This window comes from Streptomyces sp. NPDC029159 (genome assembly GCF_055564055.1).
In genome coordinates, this window is record NZ_JBVHWT010000005.1 from 366,297 (window position 1) to 383,147 (window position 16,851).

The following is a 16,851-nucleotide window of genomic DNA, read 5'->3' on the forward strand; positions in this document are numbered from 1 at the left end:
TGGCCGTCGAGATCCGTGGGGGAGCCGGCAGATGGACGCGGTGGACGAGTTCCGGCAGCAGGCGCGGAGCTGGCTGGAGGCGCAGCTCACCGGCGCGTTCGCGGAGCTGCGCGGCCTCGGCGGGCCGGGCCGGGAGCACGAGGCGTTCGCCGAACGCCTCGCCTGGGAACGCCACATGGCCGCCGCCGGATGGACCTGCGTCGGTTGGCCCACGGAGTACGGCGGCCGCGGCGCCACCCTGGAGGAGCAGGTCGCCTTCCACGAGGAGTACGCCGAGTCCGGCGCGCCCGCCCGGGTGGGCCACATCGGCGAACAGCTGGTCGGCCCCACCCTCATGGCGTTCGGCACCCCGCAGCAGCGCGCCCGCTTCCTCCCGCCCATCGCCGCCGCCCGCGACCTGTGGTGCCAGGGCTACAGCGAACCCGACGCCGGATCCGACCTCGCCGCGGTCCGCACCCGCGCCGAACGGGACGGCGACGCCTGGGTGCTCACCGGCCGCAAGATCTGGACCTCACTGGCCCGTGAATCCCGGTGGTGCTTCGTCCTCGCCCGCACGGAACCCGGCTCGATGCGGCACCGCGGTCTGTCCTACCTGCTGGTGCCGCTGGACCAGGACGGTGTGGAGATCCGGCCGATCACCCAGCTCACCGGCACCGCGGAGTTCAACGAGGTGCTGTTCGACGGCGCCCGCACCGACGCCGGGAACCTCGTCGGCGAGGAGGGCGGCGGCTGGGCGGTCGCGATGGCCACCCTCGGCTTCGAACGCGGCGTCTCCACCCTCGGGCAGCAGGTCGGCTTCCGCCGCGAATGGGAGGCGCTGGCCGCCCTCGCGGTCCGTAACGGCGCGGCCCGCGACCCGCTGATCCGCGACCGGCTCACCCGCTCCTGGATCAGCCTGGAGACCGTCCGCGGCAACGCCCTGCGGATGCTGGAGGGCGCCGCCGCCGGGGCGCCGGGCCCGGAGGCGTCCATCGGCAAGATCTACTGGGCGACCTTCCACCGTGACCTGGGCGAACTCGCCATGGAGATCCGCGGCGCGGACGGCACCCTGGCCGCCGGGGCGCCCTACGATCTCGACGAGTGGCAGCGGCTGTTCCTCTTCTCCCGCGCCGACACGCTCTACGGCGGCTCCAACGAGATCCAGCGGAACATCATCGCCGAACGGGTGCTGGGGCTGCCCCGGGAGCCCCGGCCGTGACGGGCGCCGCCCCGCTCCCCGGCCCGCGCCGCACCGGGTGCCCCGCTCCGTACGCCACCGGTCCCGGCCCGGTCCCGCCGCCGCGCGGGCGGGGGACGACAATGGCGGTGTGCCGAAAAGCAATGCGCCCGACAGCGGCAAGAAGAAGACGATGACCCCCTCGCCCGAGCGGCGCCGGGAACTGCTCGGCGTGGCCGCCGACGTGTTCGCCGCGCAGGGGTACAACGCCACCACCGTCCGCAAGATCGCCGACGCGGCCGGAATGCTGGCGGGGAGCCTCTACTACCACTTCGACTCCAAGGAGTCGATGCTCGACGAGATCCTCTCCACCTTCCTCGACGAGCTGTGGGCGGGCTACGACGCCGTCCTCGCCGCCGGGCTCGGCCCCCGGGAGACGATCGAGGCGCTGGTCACCGAGTCGTTCCGGGAGATCGACCGGCACCACGCGGCGGTCGCGATCTACCAGAAGGAGTCCCGCCACCTCTCCGTCCAGCCCCGGTTCACCTATCTCGCCGACTCGCAGCGGAAGTTCGAGAAGGCGTGGCTGGGCACCCTGGAGCGCGGCGTCGCCGACGGCGTCTTCCGCGCCGACCTGGACATCCGCCTCACCTACCGCTTCGTCCGCGACACCGTCTGGGTCGCCGCGTCGTGGTACCGGCCGGGCGGACTGCACAGCCCCGACGAGATCGCCCGGCAGTACCTCTCGATGGTGCTCGACGGCATCGCCCTCGGGGAGCGCACCCCCTGACGCATCTTCCCTGAGGAGTCCCGATGCCCGAGGCGTATCTCGTCGAAGCGGTCCGCACCCCCGTCGGCCGGCGCCGCGGCGGACTGGCCGCCGTCCACCCGGCGGACCTCGGAGCGCATGTGCTGACGGCCCTGATGGCGCGCTCGGGCGTGGACCCGGCCGCCGTGGAGGACGTCGTGTTCGGCTGTGTGGACACCGTCGGACCGCAGGCGGCGGACATCGCGCGCACCTGCTGGCTGGCGGCCGGACTGCCCGAGGAGGTGCCGGGCGTGACCGTCGACCGGCAGTGCGGCTCCTCCCAGCAGGCCCTCCACTTCGCGGCCCAGGGCGTGCTCTCCGGCACCCAGGACCTGGTCGTCGCCGGCGGTGTGCAGAGCATGTCGCAGATCCCGATCGCCTTCGCCTCCCGCCGGGCCGCCGAACCCCTCGGATTCACCCAGGGGCCCTACGCCGGATCGACGGGCTGGCGCGAACGGTACGGCGACCGGCCGGTCGACCAGTTCCACGGCGCCGAACTGATCGCCGCGCAGTGGGACATCGGCCGCGAGGAGATGGAGGAGTTCGCGCTCCGCTCGCACCGGCGGGCCGTCCGCGCCCTCGACGAGGGCCGCTTCGTCCGCGAGACCGTGCCGTACGGCGCCGTCACCGCCGACGAGGGGCCGCGCCGCGACACCGACCTCGCGAAGATGGCGGCGCTGACCCCGCTGACCGAGGGCGGCCGCCTCACCGCCGCCCTCGCCTCCCAGGTCTCCGACGGCGCCGCCGCCCTGCTGCTCGCCTCCGAACGCGCCGTCCGCGACCACGGGTTGACGCCCCGGGCCCGCATCCACCACCTCTCGGTACGCGGCGAGGACCCGATCCGGATGCTCTCCGCACCGATCCCGGCCACCGCGTACGCGCTGGGGAAGACCGGGCTGACCATGGACGACATCGACCTGGTGGAGATCAACGAGGCGTTCGCCTCCGTGGTCCTCGCCTGGCTGCGGGAGACCGGCGCCGACCCGGCGAAGGTCAACGTCAACGGCGGCGCCATCGCCCTGGGCCACCCGCTCGGCGCCACCGGCGCCAAACTGATGACCACCCTCCTGCACGAACTGGAGCGCACCGGCGGCCGGTTCGGCCTCCAGACCATGTGCGAGGGCGGCGGCCAGGCGAATGTGACGATCATCGAACGGCTGTGAGGGGCGCGGGCGGCGCACCGCACTCCTGGGTGGCGCGCCGCCCGCGCCCGTACGCCCCGCCGTTCAGCCCCGCTCCTCCCGCGATGCCACGAACGCCTCCCGGTGCCGGTCCGCGACGCCGCTGAGGTTGGCCTCGAAGGTGAAGCCCTGCTCGAAGCGGTAGCTGCGGCGGACGTCGACCGGATCGATGCCGTTGAGCGCCGCCTTCGCCAGCCGCAGCAGCGAACCGTCCTTGGCGGCGATCTCGCGCGCCAACTCCAGTGCCGCCGCCCGCAGTTCGGACCGGGGGACCACCCGCCACACCGAGCCGTGCGCCCGCAGCTCCTCCGCGGTGACCGTCCGGGAGGTGTAGTACAGCGTCCGCATCAGATGGGCCGGGACCAGCCGGGCGAGATGGGTCGCCGCGCCGAGCGCCCCGCGATCCAGCTCCGGCAGGCCGAACACCGCATCGTCGCTCGCCACGATCGCATCGGCGTTCCCGGCGAGACCGACGCCGCCGCCCAGACAGAACCCCTGGACCGCCGCGACCACCGGCACCTCGCAGTCGTAGACCGCGGCGAACGCCGCGTAGCAGCCGCGGTTGGCGCCGATCAGCGCGGTGTGGCCGGGCGTGCGCTGCATCTCCTTGAGGTCGACGCCCGCATTGAAACCGCGCCCCTCGGCGGCCAGCACCACACAGCGCGCCCCGGGGTCGGCGCCCGCGGTGCGGACCGCTTCGGCGAGGTCGTACCAGCCCTGTACGGGAAGGGCGTTGACCGGCGGGACGTCGACGGTGACGACGCGGACGCCCTCTTCGGGACGGGAGACGGAGACACCCATGAGGCGCTCGACCACCTTTCCATCTAACGTTTGTTAGGTACGCTAGCCGTTCGGCGGACGGCGGCGGAAGGGTAAGGGCCCGCCGTCCTCAGCGGACGGAGGGAACGCCATGGCCGGACTGTGCGCCCAGCGCGTCGTCGCGATCACCGGAGCCGGACGGGGGCTGGGCCGCGCCCATGCGCTCGCCTTCGCCGCCGAGGGCGCCCGGGTCGTCGTCAACGACCTCGGCGTCGGACTCGACGGCACCGGCGCGGTCACCGGCCCGGCGCGGCAGGTCGTCGAGGAGATCCGGGCGCGCGGCGGTGAGGCGGTGGCGCACGACGGCGACATCGCCACCCCCGAGGGCGCCGCCTCCCTCGTCGCCACCGCGCTGGACTCCTTCGGCCGCCTCGACACCCTCGTCAACAACGCCGGATTCCTCCGCGACCGGATGCTCGTCAACCTCGGCGAGGACGACTGGGACGCCGTCGTCCGGGTCCACCTCAAGGGCCACTTCCTCACCCTCCGGCACGCCGCCGCACACTGGCGGGCGGAGGCCAAGGCGGGCCGGACGCCGCACGCCCGGATCGTCAACACCAGCTCCGGCGCGGGCCTGCTGGGCAGTGTCGGGCAGGGCAACTACGCCGCCGCCAAGGCCGGGATCGTCGGGCTGACGCTGGTCGCCGCCGCCGAACTCGCCCGCTACGGCGTCCAGGCCAACGCCCTCGCCCCGGCCGCCCGCACCCGGATGACGGAACACGCCTTCGCGGAGACGATGGCGCCGCCGGCGGCGGGGGAGTTCGACGCGATGGCCCCGGAGAACGTCTCCCCGCTCGTGGTCTGGCTGGGCTCCGCCGACGCGGCGGGCGTCACCGGCCGGGTCTTCGAGGCGGAGGCCGGCCGCATCACCGTCATGGAGGGCTGGCACCCCGGGCCGAGCGACGACACGGGCGCCCGCCGCACCCCCGCCGAGGCCGGGGCCACGGCCCGTCGGCTGCTCGCGGCGGCCCGGCCGCCGCTGCCGGTGTACGGAAGTTGAGGGGCCGTCAGGCGTCCGGAGACGGCCGTCCCGCCAGGTAGCGGGCGGGCGGTTCGCCGCCGCCGTGGACGGCCAGATCCGCGCCGTTGATGTAACCGGCCGCCGGGCCCGCCAGGAACAGACAGGCGTCGGCGAGATCGGCGGGGAGCGCCAGGCGGCCCAGCGGGACGATCCCGGCGAGGGCCGCCTCGCGCTCCGCGCCGGGTGTCCGTACCGGCCCGGCGCTGAGGTGGTTGACCCGGATCGCCGGTCCCCACTCCAGCGCCAGCGCCCGGGTGAGCATCAGCAGTCCGGCCTTGGCGGCGGAGTAGGCGGCGGTGCCGGGCTGCGGATGGTGGGCCGAGACGCTGCCGATGTTGAGGACGCAACCGCCGCTTTCCTGGCCGTACATATGGCGGTGCGCGGCCTGGGACGCGTAGAACGGCGCCAGCAGATTGAGCGCCACCACCTTTTCGACGAAGCGCGGCGAGACGGTGGCCGCATCGGCGTCCGGCGAGCCGCCGGCGTTGTTGACGAGGACGTCGAGCCGCCCCGAGCGGCGGGCCGCGGCGTCGACGAACTCCCGTGCCGCGGCCGGGTCGCGGACATCGGCGCAGACCGTGTGCGCGGTGCGGCCGCCCGCGCGCGGCGGGGCCGCCGGTGCGGTGCGTCCGCAGACCGTGACCTCCGCGCCGGCGGTCAGGAACGCCTCGGCGAGGGCCCGTCCGATGCCCTTGGTGCCGCCGGTGATCGCCACCGTCCGACCGGTGAAGTCCCGCGGATCGCCGCTCATGGCCCGCCCCCCTCCGCCCGCGTCACGGCGCCCGGCCGGGCCGCCGCGGGCCCTTGACACCCGGCCGCGCGGCCACCGTAATCTCTCTACCAAACGTTTGCTAGGTGCGCGACAGGGTCGCCCGGTACGGGCGCGTCCACGGCACACACCGTCAGGAGCTGCGTATGGCCGACAAGACGATGACCGCGCCGGAGGTGGTCGCCCGGCTCCGCTCCGGTATGACCCTCGGCATCGGCGGCTGGGGCTCGCGCCGCAAACCGCTCGCCCTGGTCCGCGAGATTCTCCGCTCCGACCTGCGCGACCTCACCGTCGTCTCCTACGGCGGCCCCGACGTCGGCCTCCTCTGCGCCGCCGGGAAGGTCCGCAAGCTCGTCTTCGGCTTCGTCTCGCTCGACTCCATCCCCCTCGACCCGCACTTCCGCGCCGCCCGTCAGAGCGGCCGCATCGAGGTCGCGGAGTACGACGAGGGGATGCTCCAGTGGGGGCTGTACGCCGCGTCGCTGCGGCTGCCGTTCCTGCCCACCCGCGCCGGACTCGGCTCGGACGTCCTGAGGGTCAACCCCGGACTGCGCACCGTCGCCGACCCGTACGGCGGCGGTGAGGAGCTGATCGCGATGCCCGCACTGCCGCTGGACGCCGCACTGGTCCACCTCAACCGCGCCGACGCGGCGGGCAACGCCCAGTGCCTGGGCCCCGATCCCTACTTCGACGACCTCTTCTGCGGCGCCGCCGAGCACGCCTTCGTCTCCTGCGAACGGATCGTCCCCACCGCCCGCCTCGCCGAGGACGCCCACCCCGCCACCCTCGTCGTCCGCCGCCTCGCCGTCGAAGGCGTCGTCGAGGCGCCCGGCGGCGCCCACTTCACCTCCTGCGCACCGGACTACCCGCGCGACGAGGCGTACCAGAAGGAGTACGCCGACGCCGCCCGGTCGCCCGAGGTGTGGGAGGCGTTCCACCACCGCTATCTCACCGGCGACGGGCACCGCCGCACGCCGGGCCACGACGGAGAGGGGCAGCCGGTATGAGCGACGCGACCCGGGCCGAGATCTGCGCGGTCGCCTGCGCCGAGGCGTTCCGCGGCAGCGGCGAGATCCTGGCCAGCGCCTTCGGCACCGCCCCCACCATCGGCGTCCGGCTGGCCCGCGCCACCTTCGCCCCCGATCTGCTGCTCACCGACGGCGAGGCCCGCCTCGTCCAGGGGATCTGGCCGCTCGGTACCGCACCCGACGGCCCCGTCGAGGGGTACGCGCCCTTCCGCACCCTCTTCGACCTGGTGTGGAGCGGGCGGCGGCACGCCATGATGATGCCCACCCAGATCGACACCCACGGCAATGTCAACATCTCCGCCATCGGCCCCTACGACGCGCCGAAGGCGCAGCTCCTCGGCGTCCGCGGCGCCCCCGGCAACACCCTCTGCCATCCGGTGAGTTACTGGATCCCGCGCCACTCCACCCGGGTCTTCGTGCCCCGGGTCGACATGGTCTGCGGCGTCGGCACCGCCCGCGCGGCCGCCGTGGGGCGCGCCGCCCGCCACCACGACCTGCGGCGCGTCGTCACCGACCTCGCCGTCCTGGACTTCGCGCCCACCACCGGCACGCTCCGGCTGGTCTCCGTCCACCCCGGCGTCGGCGCCGAGGACGTCGTCGCCCGCACCGGCTGCCCGCTCGTCGTCGACGGCGACATCCCCACGACCCGGCTGCCCACCGCCGCCGAACTCCGCCTGATCCGCGAGGACATCGACCCGGCGGGCCTGCGCGACGGAGAGGTCGCGGCATGAGCCCGCACCCGGCGCTGCACACCCGCATCTGCGACCTCTTCGGCGTCGCCCACCCGATCGTCCAGACCGGCATGGGGTACGTCTCCGACGCCACCCTCACCGCGGCCACCGCCAACGCCGGGGGGCTGGGCATCCTTTCCGCCGGGCTGCTCGACCTCGACGGGCTGCGCCGCGCCCTCGACGAGGTCCGCGCCGCCACCGACCGGCCCTTCGGCGTCAACCTCCGCGCCGACCAGCCCGACGCCGAGGCCCGCGTCGATCTGCTGATCCGCCGCGGCGTCACGGTCGCCTCGTTCGCCCTCGCGCCCCGCCGCGACCTCATCGCCCGCTGCAAGGACGGCGGACTGCTCGTCGTCCCGTCCATCGGCGCCCGCCGCCACGCCGAGAAGGTCGCCGCCTGGGGCGCCGACGCGGTGGTCGTACAGGGCGGTGAGGGCGGCGGCCACACCGGCGCCGTTCCCACCGGGCTGCTGCTGCCGCAGGTCCGCGACGCCGTGGACCTGCCGGTCATCGCCGCCGGCGGCTACTGCGACGGCCGCGGTCTGGTCGCCGCCCTCGCCTACGGCGCCGACGGCATCGCCATGGGCACCCGCTTCCTGCTCACCCGCGACTCGCCCGTCGCCCCCGCCGTCAAACAGGTCTACCTGGACAAGGGCGTCCACGACACCGTCCTGACCCGGGAGGTGGACGGCGTACCGCAGCGCGTCCTGCGCACGGGGCCGGTCGCCCGGCTGGAGAAGACCACCGGCGCCGGACGGCTGCTGCGCGCCGCCCGCAACGCCTCCGCCTTCCGGAAACTCTCCGGCACCCCCTGGCCCGACCTCGTCCGCGAGGGCCTCGCACTCCGCCGCCGCCACGGCCTGACCTGGAGCCAGGTTGTGATGGCGGCCAACGCCCCGCTGCTCTACCGCACCGGACTCCTCGACGGCCGTCCCGACCTCGGCGTCCTCGCCACCGGCCAGGTCGTCGGCCTCATCGACGACCTGCCGAGCTGCCGGGAGCTGATCGACCGGATCATGACGCAGGCCGACGAGGTCCTGCGCCGCCTGGAAGGCCCGCCCGGCGGGGGAGTCCACCCCGCCGCCTCCGACGAGGGAGCCGTGTGACCGTGCCCGAGCCCCAGACCCCTCAGCCCCGCTCCCACCAACTGCTCGACGGCCGGACCGTCGTCGTCACCGCTGCCGCCGGCACCGGCATCGGCTTCGCCGCCGCCCGGCGGTGCGCCGAGGAGGGCGCCCGCCTCGTCATCAGCGACCGCCACGCCCGCCGGCTCACCGAGGCCGCCGACCGGCTCGCCGACCACACCGGCACCCGCCCGCTCGCCGTGCCCTGCGACGTCACCGACGGCGCACAGCTCGACCGGCTGATGGACACCGCGGCGCGCGAGTGCGGCGCCCTCGACGTACTGATCAACAACGCCGGGCTCGGCGGCACCGCCGCCATCACCGAGATGACCGACGCCCAGTGGGACACCGTCCTCGCCACCACGCTGACCAGCACCTTCAAGGCCACCCGCGCCGCGCTGCGCCATATGGTCCCGGCCGGCCGCGGCGTCATCGTCAACAACGCCTCCGTCGTCGGCTGGCGCGCCCAGAAGGGCCAGGCCCACTACGCCGCCGCCAAGGCCGGGGTGATGGCGCTGACCCGGTGCAGCGCCCTCGACGTCGCCGCCCACGGCATCCGCATCAACGCCGTCGCCCCCAGCCTCGCCATGCACCCGCACCTCGCCAAGGTCGCCGGTGCGGAACTGCTCGCCGAACTGAGCGCCCGCGAGGCGTTCGGCCGCGCCGCCGAGCCCTGGGAGGTCGCCAACGTCATGGTCTTCCTCGCCAGCGACTACGCGTCGTACCTGACCGGCGAGGTCGTCGCGGTCAGCAGCCAGCACCCCTGACCGGCGCGGTCAGGCCGGGACCTCGTGCCCGAGATCGAGCAGCTCCTCGTGGAAGCCGCCGAACCCGCGCTCCCGGTCGACGAGATGGATCTCCAGGATCCAGTGGCAGCGCCGCCCCTGCCCGTCGTCGCGCCGCATCGGGCGGGCGCTGCCCGGCGCGATGTACGAGTCGACCTCGGCCCCGGCCACCGTCTCGTGCGGGAACTCGCCCAGCAGATGGCCCGAGTGCGGCCCGCCGAACCCCCAGCCCGCCGCCTCGGCCAACCGCACCACCTCGGCGTACAACTCCTCGCCGGTGATGTCCGGGTGCGCGGCGAAATGGCGGCGGCCCGCTTCGAAGAGCAGCGGCAGATCGTCGCGCAGCCGGTGCTTGACCGGGTCGTCGCCGAGGACGAAAGTCCGGCCGAAATCCGCCTCCCACTCCTCGAAGAGCGGGCCGAAGTCGCAGAAGACGATGTCGTCCTCGCCGATGATCCGGTCCGGCGGGTTCTGCCGGTACGGCTGGAGGGTGTTGGGACCGGAACGGACGATCCGCTTGTGCCAGTACCGCCGGACCCCGAACATCTCGTGGGCCAGATCCCGCACCGCGTCGCTCACCTCGCGCTCACCGCGCCCGGGGGCGACCAGCCCGCGGCGGCCGATCTCCGCGAAGAGCGCCGACGCCTGTCCCTGGGCCGTGAGCAGCGCCGATGCGCGCGCGGACTCCTCGGCGCTCCCGCTTCCCCGGTCCTGCGTGCCCGCTTCCTGGGTCATGCCGCACAGGCTAGGAGAGATCGGCACATCCGGCACGGCGGGCTCCGCATCCGGGGGCCGCAACGCGCCAGGCAGGGGCCGCCCCGGCCACCGCACACACCCCGCCCGTCACATTCAGGTAACCCCCACGAAACCCTTGACGGCCCTCTGATCCGTTCTTAACCTCGCTCGTAGTTCGTACCTTGCAGTAAACGTGCTGCGGCGCTTTCCGCAGATTTTTGGACAGGCACAGACATAGACCACCTGTCGGTGGTTTCGTCATGCCTGTCTTTCTTTCCTCCCCGCCACCGATGGGTCCTTCCTTCAGAGGCGGATTCATGGCACAACGTCCGAGCGTAGGCGGCGTCGCCGACGTCGTCGGCCTCATCGACGGCCTGGGAAAGATCACCGGCCGCGCGCAGGTCGTCTGGTTCCTCGTCTTCGGCGGGCTCTTCCTCGACGCCTACTCCAACGCCGCGCTCAGCGCCGGACTGGGCCCGATGACGACCCAGATGCACCTGACCAGCACCCAGGTCTCGGTCCTCACCGCCACCGCCCCCGCGCTGGCGATCCTCTTCAACCCGGCCGGCGGCTGGCTCGCCACCCGCTTCGGGCGGGTCCCCCCGCTGCTGCTCGCCAAGGTCTTCGCCATCGCCGGCGCCCTGCTCGCCGCGTTCGCCGGGGACTTCACCGTCGTCTGGCTCGGCCGCGTCCTGGTCGGCGTCGCGTACGGCATCGACTTCGCGGTGGCGATGGCGCTGCTCGCCGAGTACACGCCCGCGAAGCAGGGCGGCCGCCTCAACCTCTGGCAGGCCGTCTGGTACGTCGCCACCACCAGCAACCTCGCCCTGGCGCTGGTCTTCTTCCACCTGGACGTCGGCGCGGACATCTGGCGCTGGTCCGTCGGCTCCGCCGCCGTCGTCGCCGCCGCGCTGCTGATCGGCCAGTGGGCGATGCTGAAGGAGAGCCCGACCTGGCTGGCGGGCAAGGGACGCCTGGACGACGCCGTCGCCAACCTCGACAAGCTCTACGGCATCAAGGCCGTCGCCGGACGCCCCGACGAGGCCACCCGTGCCGCCACCGCCGCCCCGGCGCCCGGCTTCCGCCAGGCCAAAGTCCTCTTCAAGGGCGCCTACCTGCCGCGCACCGTCCTCTCCTCGGTGATCTCCCTCGGGCAGTCGATGCAGTACTTCGCGGTCGGCTGGTACCTCCCGGTCATCAGCCTGTCGATCTTCGGCGAGAGCTTCGAGAAGGCCACCGTCGGCTCCATGGTCTTCAACGCCTTCGGCATCATCGGCGGCCTCCTCTCCGCCTACGCCGGGCGCCGCCTGGGCCTGCGGCTCAGCTCCGCCGCCGGGTTCGCCGGGGTCTTCGTCGCCCTCGTCGCGATGGGCCTGACCTTCGGAAAGGTCCCGCTGGCCGTCGCGTTCCTGCTGCCCGTGGTCTTCATCCTCTGCCACGCGGCGGGCCCCGGCGCCAACGGCAAGTCCATCGCCGCCCTCTCGTACAGCAGCGACGTACGGGCCCTGGGCACCGGTGTCACCGGCATGGTCGGCAGCTTCGGCAGCGTCGTCGGGCTGTACGTCTTCCCGCAGATCAAGGACGCGCTCGGACTGGCCGGCACCTTCCTGGCGCTCTCCGTCGTGCCGCTGCTGGGCCTGATCACCTGCCTGGTCATCAAGTGGGACCCCACCAAGGCCGGGATCTCCCCGGACGAGGCCGCGGCCCCCGGTCCGGTCGCCGCCCCGGAAACCGCCCCCGCCGCCCCCGCGCGCTGACCGGGCCCGGGCCCCGCCCCGGCACACGATGATCGCTCGCCCCGTACCGCATGCTCGTAAGTGAAAGGGCCGCTATGCCGCAGACGTTCACCGGCGCCGCCTCCCGGCGCGGTGTGCTGGCCGTCGACGAAGGCACCACGGGCACCCGGGCCGGAGTCGTCCTCGACTCCGGCGCCGCCCACCAGGTGTTCTACCGCTCGATCGCGGTCAGCCACCCGGACGACCTGGCCGTCGAGCAGGACCCGGCCGAGATCTGGACCGCCACCCTCGACGTGGCCCGGCGCGCCGTCGCCGGTGCCCGCGCGGACGGCATCGAGATCACCGCGGTCGCCCTCTCCACCCAGCGGGCCACCGCCATGCTCTGGGACGCGGCCACCGGCGAGCCGCTGCTGCCCGCCGTGGTGTGGCAGGACCGGCGGTACGCCCACGAGCTGACCGGCTACGAGGCCGAGTGGGACGCCCGCCTGCTGGCCCGCCAGGGCCGTCCGGTCGGCGCCCGCGCCCCCTTCCTCTGGGCCGCCCGGCAGATCGCCGCGCACCCCGAGGTCGCCGCCGCCCACCGTGCCGGACGGCTCCGCTTCGGCACCGTCGACACCTGGCTGATCTGGCGGCTGACCGGCGGCGCCGTGCACGCCACCACGCCCACCAACGCGGCGTCCAGCGGCGGCTATCTGCTCGGCACACACGCCTGGGACGAGGAGTGGATCGGCCACCTCGGCTTCCCCCTCGACCTGCTGCCGGAGCTGCGCTCCGACGACGCCGGGTTCGGCACCACCGACCCGGCGGCCCTCGGCATCGCCGCCCCCGTGGCCGCCTCCATGGGCGACCAGCACGCCGCCCTCATCGCCCTCGGCGGACTCTCCGCAGGCCAGGGCATGTGCATGTACGGAACCGGCGCCTTCGTGGACGCCGCGACCGGCACCGAACCCGCCCTGCCCCGGCCCGACATCTCCGGGGTGCTCGCCCAACCGGGCCGGCGGCAGGGCGACACCAGCCACTTCAGCCTGGAGGCGTACACCTCCACCGCGGGCTCCGCCCTGCGCTGGCTCTGCGACGACCTCGGCCTCTTCGCCTCGCCGAAGGAGCTGGGGGAGGAGGCCGGCCGGGTGCCGTCCCGGCCCGGCCGCACCCCGCGCTTCGTCCCCGCGCTCGCCGGGGTCCGTACGCCCGTCTGGCACCCCGAAGCCACCGCGGCGCTCACCGGGCTCACCCTCGCCACCACCCGCGCCGACCTCGCCCGCGCCGTCCTGGAAGGCATCGCCCACTCCGTCTGCGACCTCATCGACGGCGTCTCCGACACCATGGGCGCGCCCTTCACCCGGCTGCGGGTCGGCGGCGGCGTCTCCGGCAGCGACCCGCTGATGCAGATCCAGGCCGATCTGACCGGACTGCCGCTGGAGCGCGCCGCCGACTCCGCCACCGCCAGCCTGCGCGGCACCGCCTACCTCGCGGGCGTCGCCCAGGGCCTGTGGTCCTCGCTCGACGAGATCGTCGAGGCCCAGCCGCAGGGCCGGATCTTCACGCCCGCCCTCGACCCCGCCGCCCGCGACCACAGCCGCGCTGACTGGTACGAGCTGCTCGCCGCCCACCTGCACGAAAGTGCCCTGCCCCCGCACACCCCCCACTGACGGCCCGTGCGCCGTCATCCGGACGGCCCGGCCGACCCCCGGGCCGTCGCCTAGGAACACCAGGAGTTGATGTTGTGATCACCATGCCCGCCCGGAAGCCGCGGCGCAGCGCCGCGGCGACCCGCCGATCGGCCCTGCTGCTCGACCGCGCGGCGATCAAGCGCGACCTCGCCGACGAGACCTACGACGTCCTCGTCATCGGCGGCGGCGTCACCGGTGCGTACGCCGTGCTCGACGCGGCCTCACGCGGGCTGCGCGCCGCACTGATCGAGAAGGACGACTTCGCCTCCGGCACCTCGTCGAAGTCCTCGAAGATGATCCACGGCGGCCTGCGCTACATCGAACAGGGCAACGTCAACCTTGTCCGCCACTCCCTCCTGGAGCGCCACCGCTTCCGCAAGAACGCCCCGCACCTGGTGCACCGGCTGCCGTTCCTCTTCCCGGTCCTGGAGAAGGAGGGGGTCTTCGACGCCCGCCTCGCCAAGGGCTTCGAGGGCCTGCTGTGGACGTACGACCTGGTCGGCGGCTGGCGCATCGGCAAGCTCCACCAGCGGCTCACCGTCCCCGAGGTCCTGGCGCAGGCGCCGACGCTGCGCGCGGAGAACCTCAAGGGCGGCCTGATGTACTTCGACGCCCGCACCGACGACGCCCGCCTCGTCCTCACCCTCGTCCGGACCGCGGCGGCGCTCGGCGCGAAGATCCTCAACGGCGCCGCGGCCACCGCGCTGCTGATGCAGGGCGGCACGGCGTCCGGCGCCCGGGTCACCGCCGACGGCGACGACTTCGACATCCGCGCCCGCGCCGTCGTCAACGCCACCGGCGTCTGGGCCGACCAGATCGACGCGATGGCCGACGCACACCACGCGCCGCAGGTCCGCCCCGCCAAGGGCGTGCACATCGTGGTGCCGTGGGACAAGGTCCGCATCAACTGCACCGTCACCGTGCCGATCCCCGGCCGCGCCCGCCGCGCCACCTGCACCCGCTGGGGCAACAGCGTCGTCCTCGGCACCACCGACGAGGACTACCAGGGCTCGCCCGACGATGTGCACTGCACCCGGCAGGAGATGGAGTTCCTGCTGGAGGGCGCCAACACCGCCTTCGAGGGCAAGCTCACCCCCGACGACGTCACCGGCTCCATCGGCGGACTGCGCCCGCTGGTCGGCGGCAAGGAGGGGGCCACGCTCGACATGCGCCGCGACCACCACATCACGATCGGCACCGGCGGCATGGTCACCGTCACCGGCGGCAAGCTCACCACCAGCCGCCACATGGGCGAGCTGGTCATCGACAAGGTGATGACCGTCCTCGGCCGCAAGGCCCCCAGCCGCACCGTCAAGCTCCCGCTGCTCGGCGGCGCGGGCTACGACGCCGAGGCGGTCGCCGCGTCCGGCGGCCTCGCCGCCCACCTCGGCGAGCGCTACGGCACCGAGGCCCGCTTCGTCGGCGACCTCATCCAGGACGACCCCTCGCTCGCCGACCCCGTCGTCGCCGGACTGCCCTACACCAAGGCCGAGGTCGTCTACGCCGCCCGCGCCGAACTGGCCCGCTCCGTCGACGACATCCTCTCCCGCCGCACCCGCGCCCGGCTCTTCGCCCGCGACGCCTCCGCCGAGGCGGCCCCGGCCGTCGGCGCCCTGCTGGGGCAGGAACTGGGCCTCACCCAGGACGAGGTGGACCGTTCGGTCGCCGCGTACCTCGACTCCGTCCGCCACGAAAAGACCGTCCTCCTCGAAGGAGCAGCAGCATGATCAGCCGTCAGACCATCACCCACCCCTTCAACCGCGGCAACTACACGGTCGGCGCCCCCAGCTTCGCCAAGTGGGCCAAGGACCGGCCGGTCGGCGACGGCCCGGCCGCGCTCCAGAGCGACCCGGTCGAGGTCCCCGAGGCCGTGATCGAGGAGCTGCGCGGCGCCGCCCGCGCCGTGCACACCACCCGCGACGAGGTCGTCACCCGCACCCGCGACTGGTGGGCCGGTTCGATGATCGGCGAGACCGAGGGCCGCCCGGCCACCCCCGACGCCGTGATCGTCGAGGCCGCCGACGCCGACCAGATCGCCGCCGTCCTGCGCATCTGCCACGCGGCGGGCATCCCCGTCACCCCGTCCGCCGGGCGCTCCAACGTCACCGGCGCGGCGCTGCCCGTCTTCGGCGGCGTCGTCCTGGACGTCTGCGGCCTCGACGCCATCACCGGCTTCGACGCCGAGTCGAACATCGTCGACGTCCAGGCCGGCATGTTCGGCGACCTCTTCGAGAAGCAGCTCCAGGAGGAGTACGGCGTCACCACCGGCCACTGGCCGTCCGCGTTCGCCGTCTCCACCGTCGGCGGCTGGATCGCCTGCCGCGGCGCCGGCCAGCTCTCCACCCGCTACGGCAAGATCGAGGACATGGTCGTCGGCCTCGACGTGATCCACGCCGACGGCACCCGCGCCACCTACGGCGACTACGCCCGCGCTGCCGTCGGCCCGGACCTGCGCCAGCTCTTCATCGGCTCCGAGGGCACCCTCGGCGTCATCGTCGGCGCCCGGCTCCGCGTCCACCCGCTGCCCACCTACGCCAAGGCCGTCGCCTTCGGCTTCGCCACCTTCGCCGAGGGCCTGGACGCCTGCCGCAAGATCATGCAGCGCGGCGCCACCCCCGCCGTGCTCCGCCTCTACGACACCCTGGAGTCGGGCACCCACTTCGGCCACCCCGAGACCAACCTCCTGCTCATCGCCGACGAGGGCGACCCCGCGATCGTCGACGCCTCGATCGCCGTGGCCGCCGACGTCTGCGCCGCCTACGGCCCCGAGCTGGACAGCGACGCGGTCTTCGCACGCTGGCTGGACGAGCGGATGCTGGTCGGCAAGTCCGCGGACGGCTTCACCCCCGGCCCCGGCTTCGTCGCCGACACCCTGGAGATGGCCGCCTCCTGGACCGCTCTGCCGGTCATCTACGACGAGGTGGTCGCCGCCATCCAGTCCGTCGAGGGCACCCTCGCCGCCTCCGCCCACCAGTCCCACGCCTACACCGACGGCGCCTGCGTCTACTTCTCGCTCCGCGGTGACGTCGCACCCGAGGCGCGCCGCGACTGGTACCGCGCGGTGTGGGACGCCGCCAACGCCGTCCTGATCAAGCACCGCGCGGCGCTCAGCCACCACCACGGCTGCGGGCTGCTGCGCGGCCCCTACCTGGAGGAATCGCTCGGCGCCGGGTTCGCCACCTTCGTCGCGGTGAAGAACGCCCTGGACCCGGACGGCATCCTCAACCCTGGCAAACTGGGCCTGCCCAGCCCCTTCGGGACGTCCCCGCTGAGCTGACCCGGATCGCC

The 16,851-nt window shown here is 73.9% G+C and carries 15 protein-coding genes; 12 read left to right on the forward strand and 3 right to left on the reverse strand.

Annotated elements, in window-relative coordinates; translation table 11 throughout:
• The first annotated feature begins 31 nt into the window (after positions 1 to 31).
• The 3 genes from ACZ4U4_RS13915 (at position 32) to ACZ4U4_RS13925 (ending at position 3,127) form a co-directional block, all read left to right on the forward strand.
• Positions 32 to 1,198 (forward strand): acyl-CoA dehydrogenase family protein, encoded by a 1,167-nt coding sequence (locus ACZ4U4_RS13915; protein WP_467872897.1) that lies wholly within the window; start codon positions 32 to 34, stop codon positions 1,196 to 1,198.
• A gap of 151 nt (positions 1,199 to 1,349) precedes the next feature.
• Positions 1,350 to 1,946, forward strand: coding sequence for a TetR/AcrR family transcriptional regulator (locus tag ACZ4U4_RS13920; RefSeq protein ID WP_391642213.1), 597 nt, complete (start codon positions 1,350 to 1,352; stop codon positions 1,944 to 1,946).
• A 23-nt stretch (positions 1,947 to 1,969) separates the two neighbouring features.
• The gene (locus ACZ4U4_RS13925; protein WP_467872899.1) at positions 1,970 to 3,127 is read left to right on the forward strand and encodes an acetyl-CoA C-acetyltransferase; all 1,158 of its coding nucleotides are present in this window, start codon (positions 1,970 to 1,972) and stop codon (positions 3,125 to 3,127) included.
• A 63-nt stretch (positions 3,128 to 3,190) separates the two neighbouring features.
• Here the strand turns inward: ACZ4U4_RS13925 and ACZ4U4_RS13930 are convergent, their stop codons facing one another.
• Positions 3,191 to 3,946, reverse strand: a complete 756-nt coding sequence (locus ACZ4U4_RS13930) for an enoyl-CoA hydratase family protein (RefSeq protein WP_467873143.1) — start codon at positions 3,944 to 3,946, stop codon at positions 3,191 to 3,193.
• Between the two features lie 109 nt (positions 3,947 to 4,055).
• Here ACZ4U4_RS13930 and ACZ4U4_RS13935 point away from each other — a divergent pair, with 109 nt between their 5' ends.
• A complete protein-coding gene (locus tag ACZ4U4_RS13935; protein ID WP_467872902.1) occupies positions 4,056 to 4,964 on the forward strand; it encodes an SDR family oxidoreductase in 909 nt (302 codons plus the stop codon).
• A gap of 7 nt (positions 4,965 to 4,971) precedes the next feature.
• Here ACZ4U4_RS13935 and ACZ4U4_RS13940 read toward each other — a convergent pair whose 3' ends face one another.
• On the reverse strand, positions 4,972 to 5,736 hold the full coding sequence (locus ACZ4U4_RS13940; RefSeq protein WP_467872904.1) for an SDR family oxidoreductase: 765 nt from the start codon (positions 5,734 to 5,736) through the stop codon (positions 4,972 to 4,974).
• A gap of 164 nt (positions 5,737 to 5,900) precedes the next feature.
• Here ACZ4U4_RS13940 and ACZ4U4_RS13945 point away from each other — a divergent pair, with 164 nt between their 5' ends.
• Genes ACZ4U4_RS13945 through ACZ4U4_RS13960 form a run of 4 tightly spaced genes read left to right on the forward strand, consistent with a single transcriptional unit; the run spans position 5,901 to position 9,404 of the window.
• Positions 5,901 to 6,761: a CoA transferase subunit A gene (locus tag ACZ4U4_RS13945; protein ID WP_467872906.1), complete on the forward strand. Its 861-nt coding sequence runs from the start codon at positions 5,901 to 5,903 to the stop codon at positions 6,759 to 6,761.
• Positions 6,758 to 7,513, forward strand: a complete 756-nt coding sequence (locus tag ACZ4U4_RS13950; protein WP_467872908.1) for a CoA-transferase subunit beta — start codon at positions 6,758 to 6,760, stop codon at positions 7,511 to 7,513. Before ACZ4U4_RS13945 ends, ACZ4U4_RS13950 begins: the two co-directional genes overlap by 4 nt.
• Positions 7,510 to 8,619 (forward strand): NAD(P)H-dependent flavin oxidoreductase, encoded by a 1,110-nt coding sequence (locus ACZ4U4_RS13955; protein ID WP_467872910.1) that lies wholly within the window; start codon positions 7,510 to 7,512, stop codon positions 8,617 to 8,619. Before ACZ4U4_RS13950 ends, ACZ4U4_RS13955 begins: the two co-directional genes overlap by 4 nt.
• Complete coding sequence (locus ACZ4U4_RS13960) at positions 8,616 to 9,404, forward strand: SDR family oxidoreductase (protein WP_467872912.1); 789 nt, start codon at positions 8,616 to 8,618, stop codon at positions 9,402 to 9,404. The genes ACZ4U4_RS13955 and ACZ4U4_RS13960 overlap by 4 nt, the downstream gene beginning before the upstream one ends.
• A gap of 9 nt (positions 9,405 to 9,413) precedes the next feature.
• On the opposite strand, the gene ACZ4U4_RS13965 is transcribed toward ACZ4U4_RS13960, so the two are convergent.
• Positions 9,414 to 10,157 carry a M24 family metallopeptidase gene (locus ACZ4U4_RS13965; protein WP_467872915.1) on the reverse strand — a complete coding sequence of 248 codons (744 nt, stop codon included), beginning with the start codon at positions 10,155 to 10,157 and terminating at the stop codon, positions 9,414 to 9,416.
• A gap of 317 nt (positions 10,158 to 10,474) precedes the next feature.
• Here ACZ4U4_RS13965 and ACZ4U4_RS13970 point away from each other — a divergent pair, with 317 nt between their 5' ends.
• From ACZ4U4_RS13970 to ACZ4U4_RS13985, 4 genes are all read left to right on the forward strand, one after another.
• A complete protein-coding gene (locus ACZ4U4_RS13970; protein WP_467872918.1) occupies positions 10,475 to 11,914 on the forward strand; it encodes an MFS transporter in 1,440 nt (479 codons plus the stop codon).
• A gap of 74 nt (positions 11,915 to 11,988) precedes the next feature.
• Positions 11,989 to 13,542: an FGGY family carbohydrate kinase gene (locus tag ACZ4U4_RS13975; protein ID WP_467872921.1), complete on the forward strand. Its 1,554-nt coding sequence runs from the start codon at positions 11,989 to 11,991 to the stop codon at positions 13,540 to 13,542.
• Between the two features lie 74 nt (positions 13,543 to 13,616).
• The gene (locus ACZ4U4_RS13980) at positions 13,617 to 15,290 is read left to right on the forward strand and encodes a glycerol-3-phosphate dehydrogenase/oxidase (protein ID WP_467872923.1); all 1,674 of its coding nucleotides are present in this window, start codon (positions 13,617 to 13,619) and stop codon (positions 15,288 to 15,290) included.
• Positions 15,287 to 16,840, forward strand: a complete 1,554-nt coding sequence (locus ACZ4U4_RS13985) for an FAD-binding oxidoreductase (RefSeq protein WP_467872926.1) — start codon at positions 15,287 to 15,289, stop codon at positions 16,838 to 16,840. Before ACZ4U4_RS13980 ends, ACZ4U4_RS13985 begins: the two co-directional genes overlap by 4 nt.
• The last annotated feature ends 11 nt before the right edge of the window (positions 16,841 to 16,851 follow it).

Bases quoted from the DNA above. Each gene is read 5' to 3' on its own strand.
- ACZ4U4_RS13915 (WP_467872897.1), top strand. From the start codon at position 32: ATGGACGCGGTGGACGAGTTCCGGCAGCAGGCGCGGAGCTGGCTGGAG.
- ACZ4U4_RS13950 (WP_467872908.1), top strand. From the start codon at position 6,758: ATGAGCGACGCGACCCGGGCCGAGATCTGCGCGGTCGCCTGCGCCGAG.
- ACZ4U4_RS13940 (WP_467872904.1), bottom strand. From the start codon at position 5,736: ATGAGCGGCGATCCGCGGGACTTCACCGGTCGGACGGTGGCGATCACC.
- ACZ4U4_RS13945 (WP_467872906.1), top strand. From the start codon at position 5,901: ATGGCCGACAAGACGATGACCGCGCCGGAGGTGGTCGCCCGGCTCCGC.
- ACZ4U4_RS13930 (WP_467873143.1), bottom strand. From the start codon at position 3,946: ATGGGTGTCTCCGTCTCCCGTCCCGAAGAGGGCGTCCGCGTCGTCACC.
- ACZ4U4_RS13935 (WP_467872902.1), top strand. From the start codon at position 4,056: ATGGCCGGACTGTGCGCCCAGCGCGTCGTCGCGATCACCGGAGCCGGA.
- ACZ4U4_RS13925 (WP_467872899.1), top strand. From the start codon at position 1,970: ATGCCCGAGGCGTATCTCGTCGAAGCGGTCCGCACCCCCGTCGGCCGG.
- ACZ4U4_RS13955 (WP_467872910.1), top strand. From the start codon at position 7,510: ATGAGCCCGCACCCGGCGCTGCACACCCGCATCTGCGACCTCTTCGGC.
- ACZ4U4_RS13965 (WP_467872915.1), bottom strand. From the start codon at position 10,157: ATGACCCAGGAAGCGGGCACGCAGGACCGGGGAAGCGGGAGCGCCGAG.
- ACZ4U4_RS13975 (WP_467872921.1), top strand. From the start codon at position 11,989: ATGCCGCAGACGTTCACCGGCGCCGCCTCCCGGCGCGGTGTGCTGGCC.
- ACZ4U4_RS13970 (WP_467872918.1), top strand. From the start codon at position 10,475: ATGGCACAACGTCCGAGCGTAGGCGGCGTCGCCGACGTCGTCGGCCTC.
- ACZ4U4_RS13920 (WP_391642213.1), top strand. From the start codon at position 1,350: ATGACCCCCTCGCCCGAGCGGCGCCGGGAACTGCTCGGCGTGGCCGCC.
- ACZ4U4_RS13985 (WP_467872926.1), top strand. From the start codon at position 15,287: ATGATCAGCCGTCAGACCATCACCCACCCCTTCAACCGCGGCAACTAC.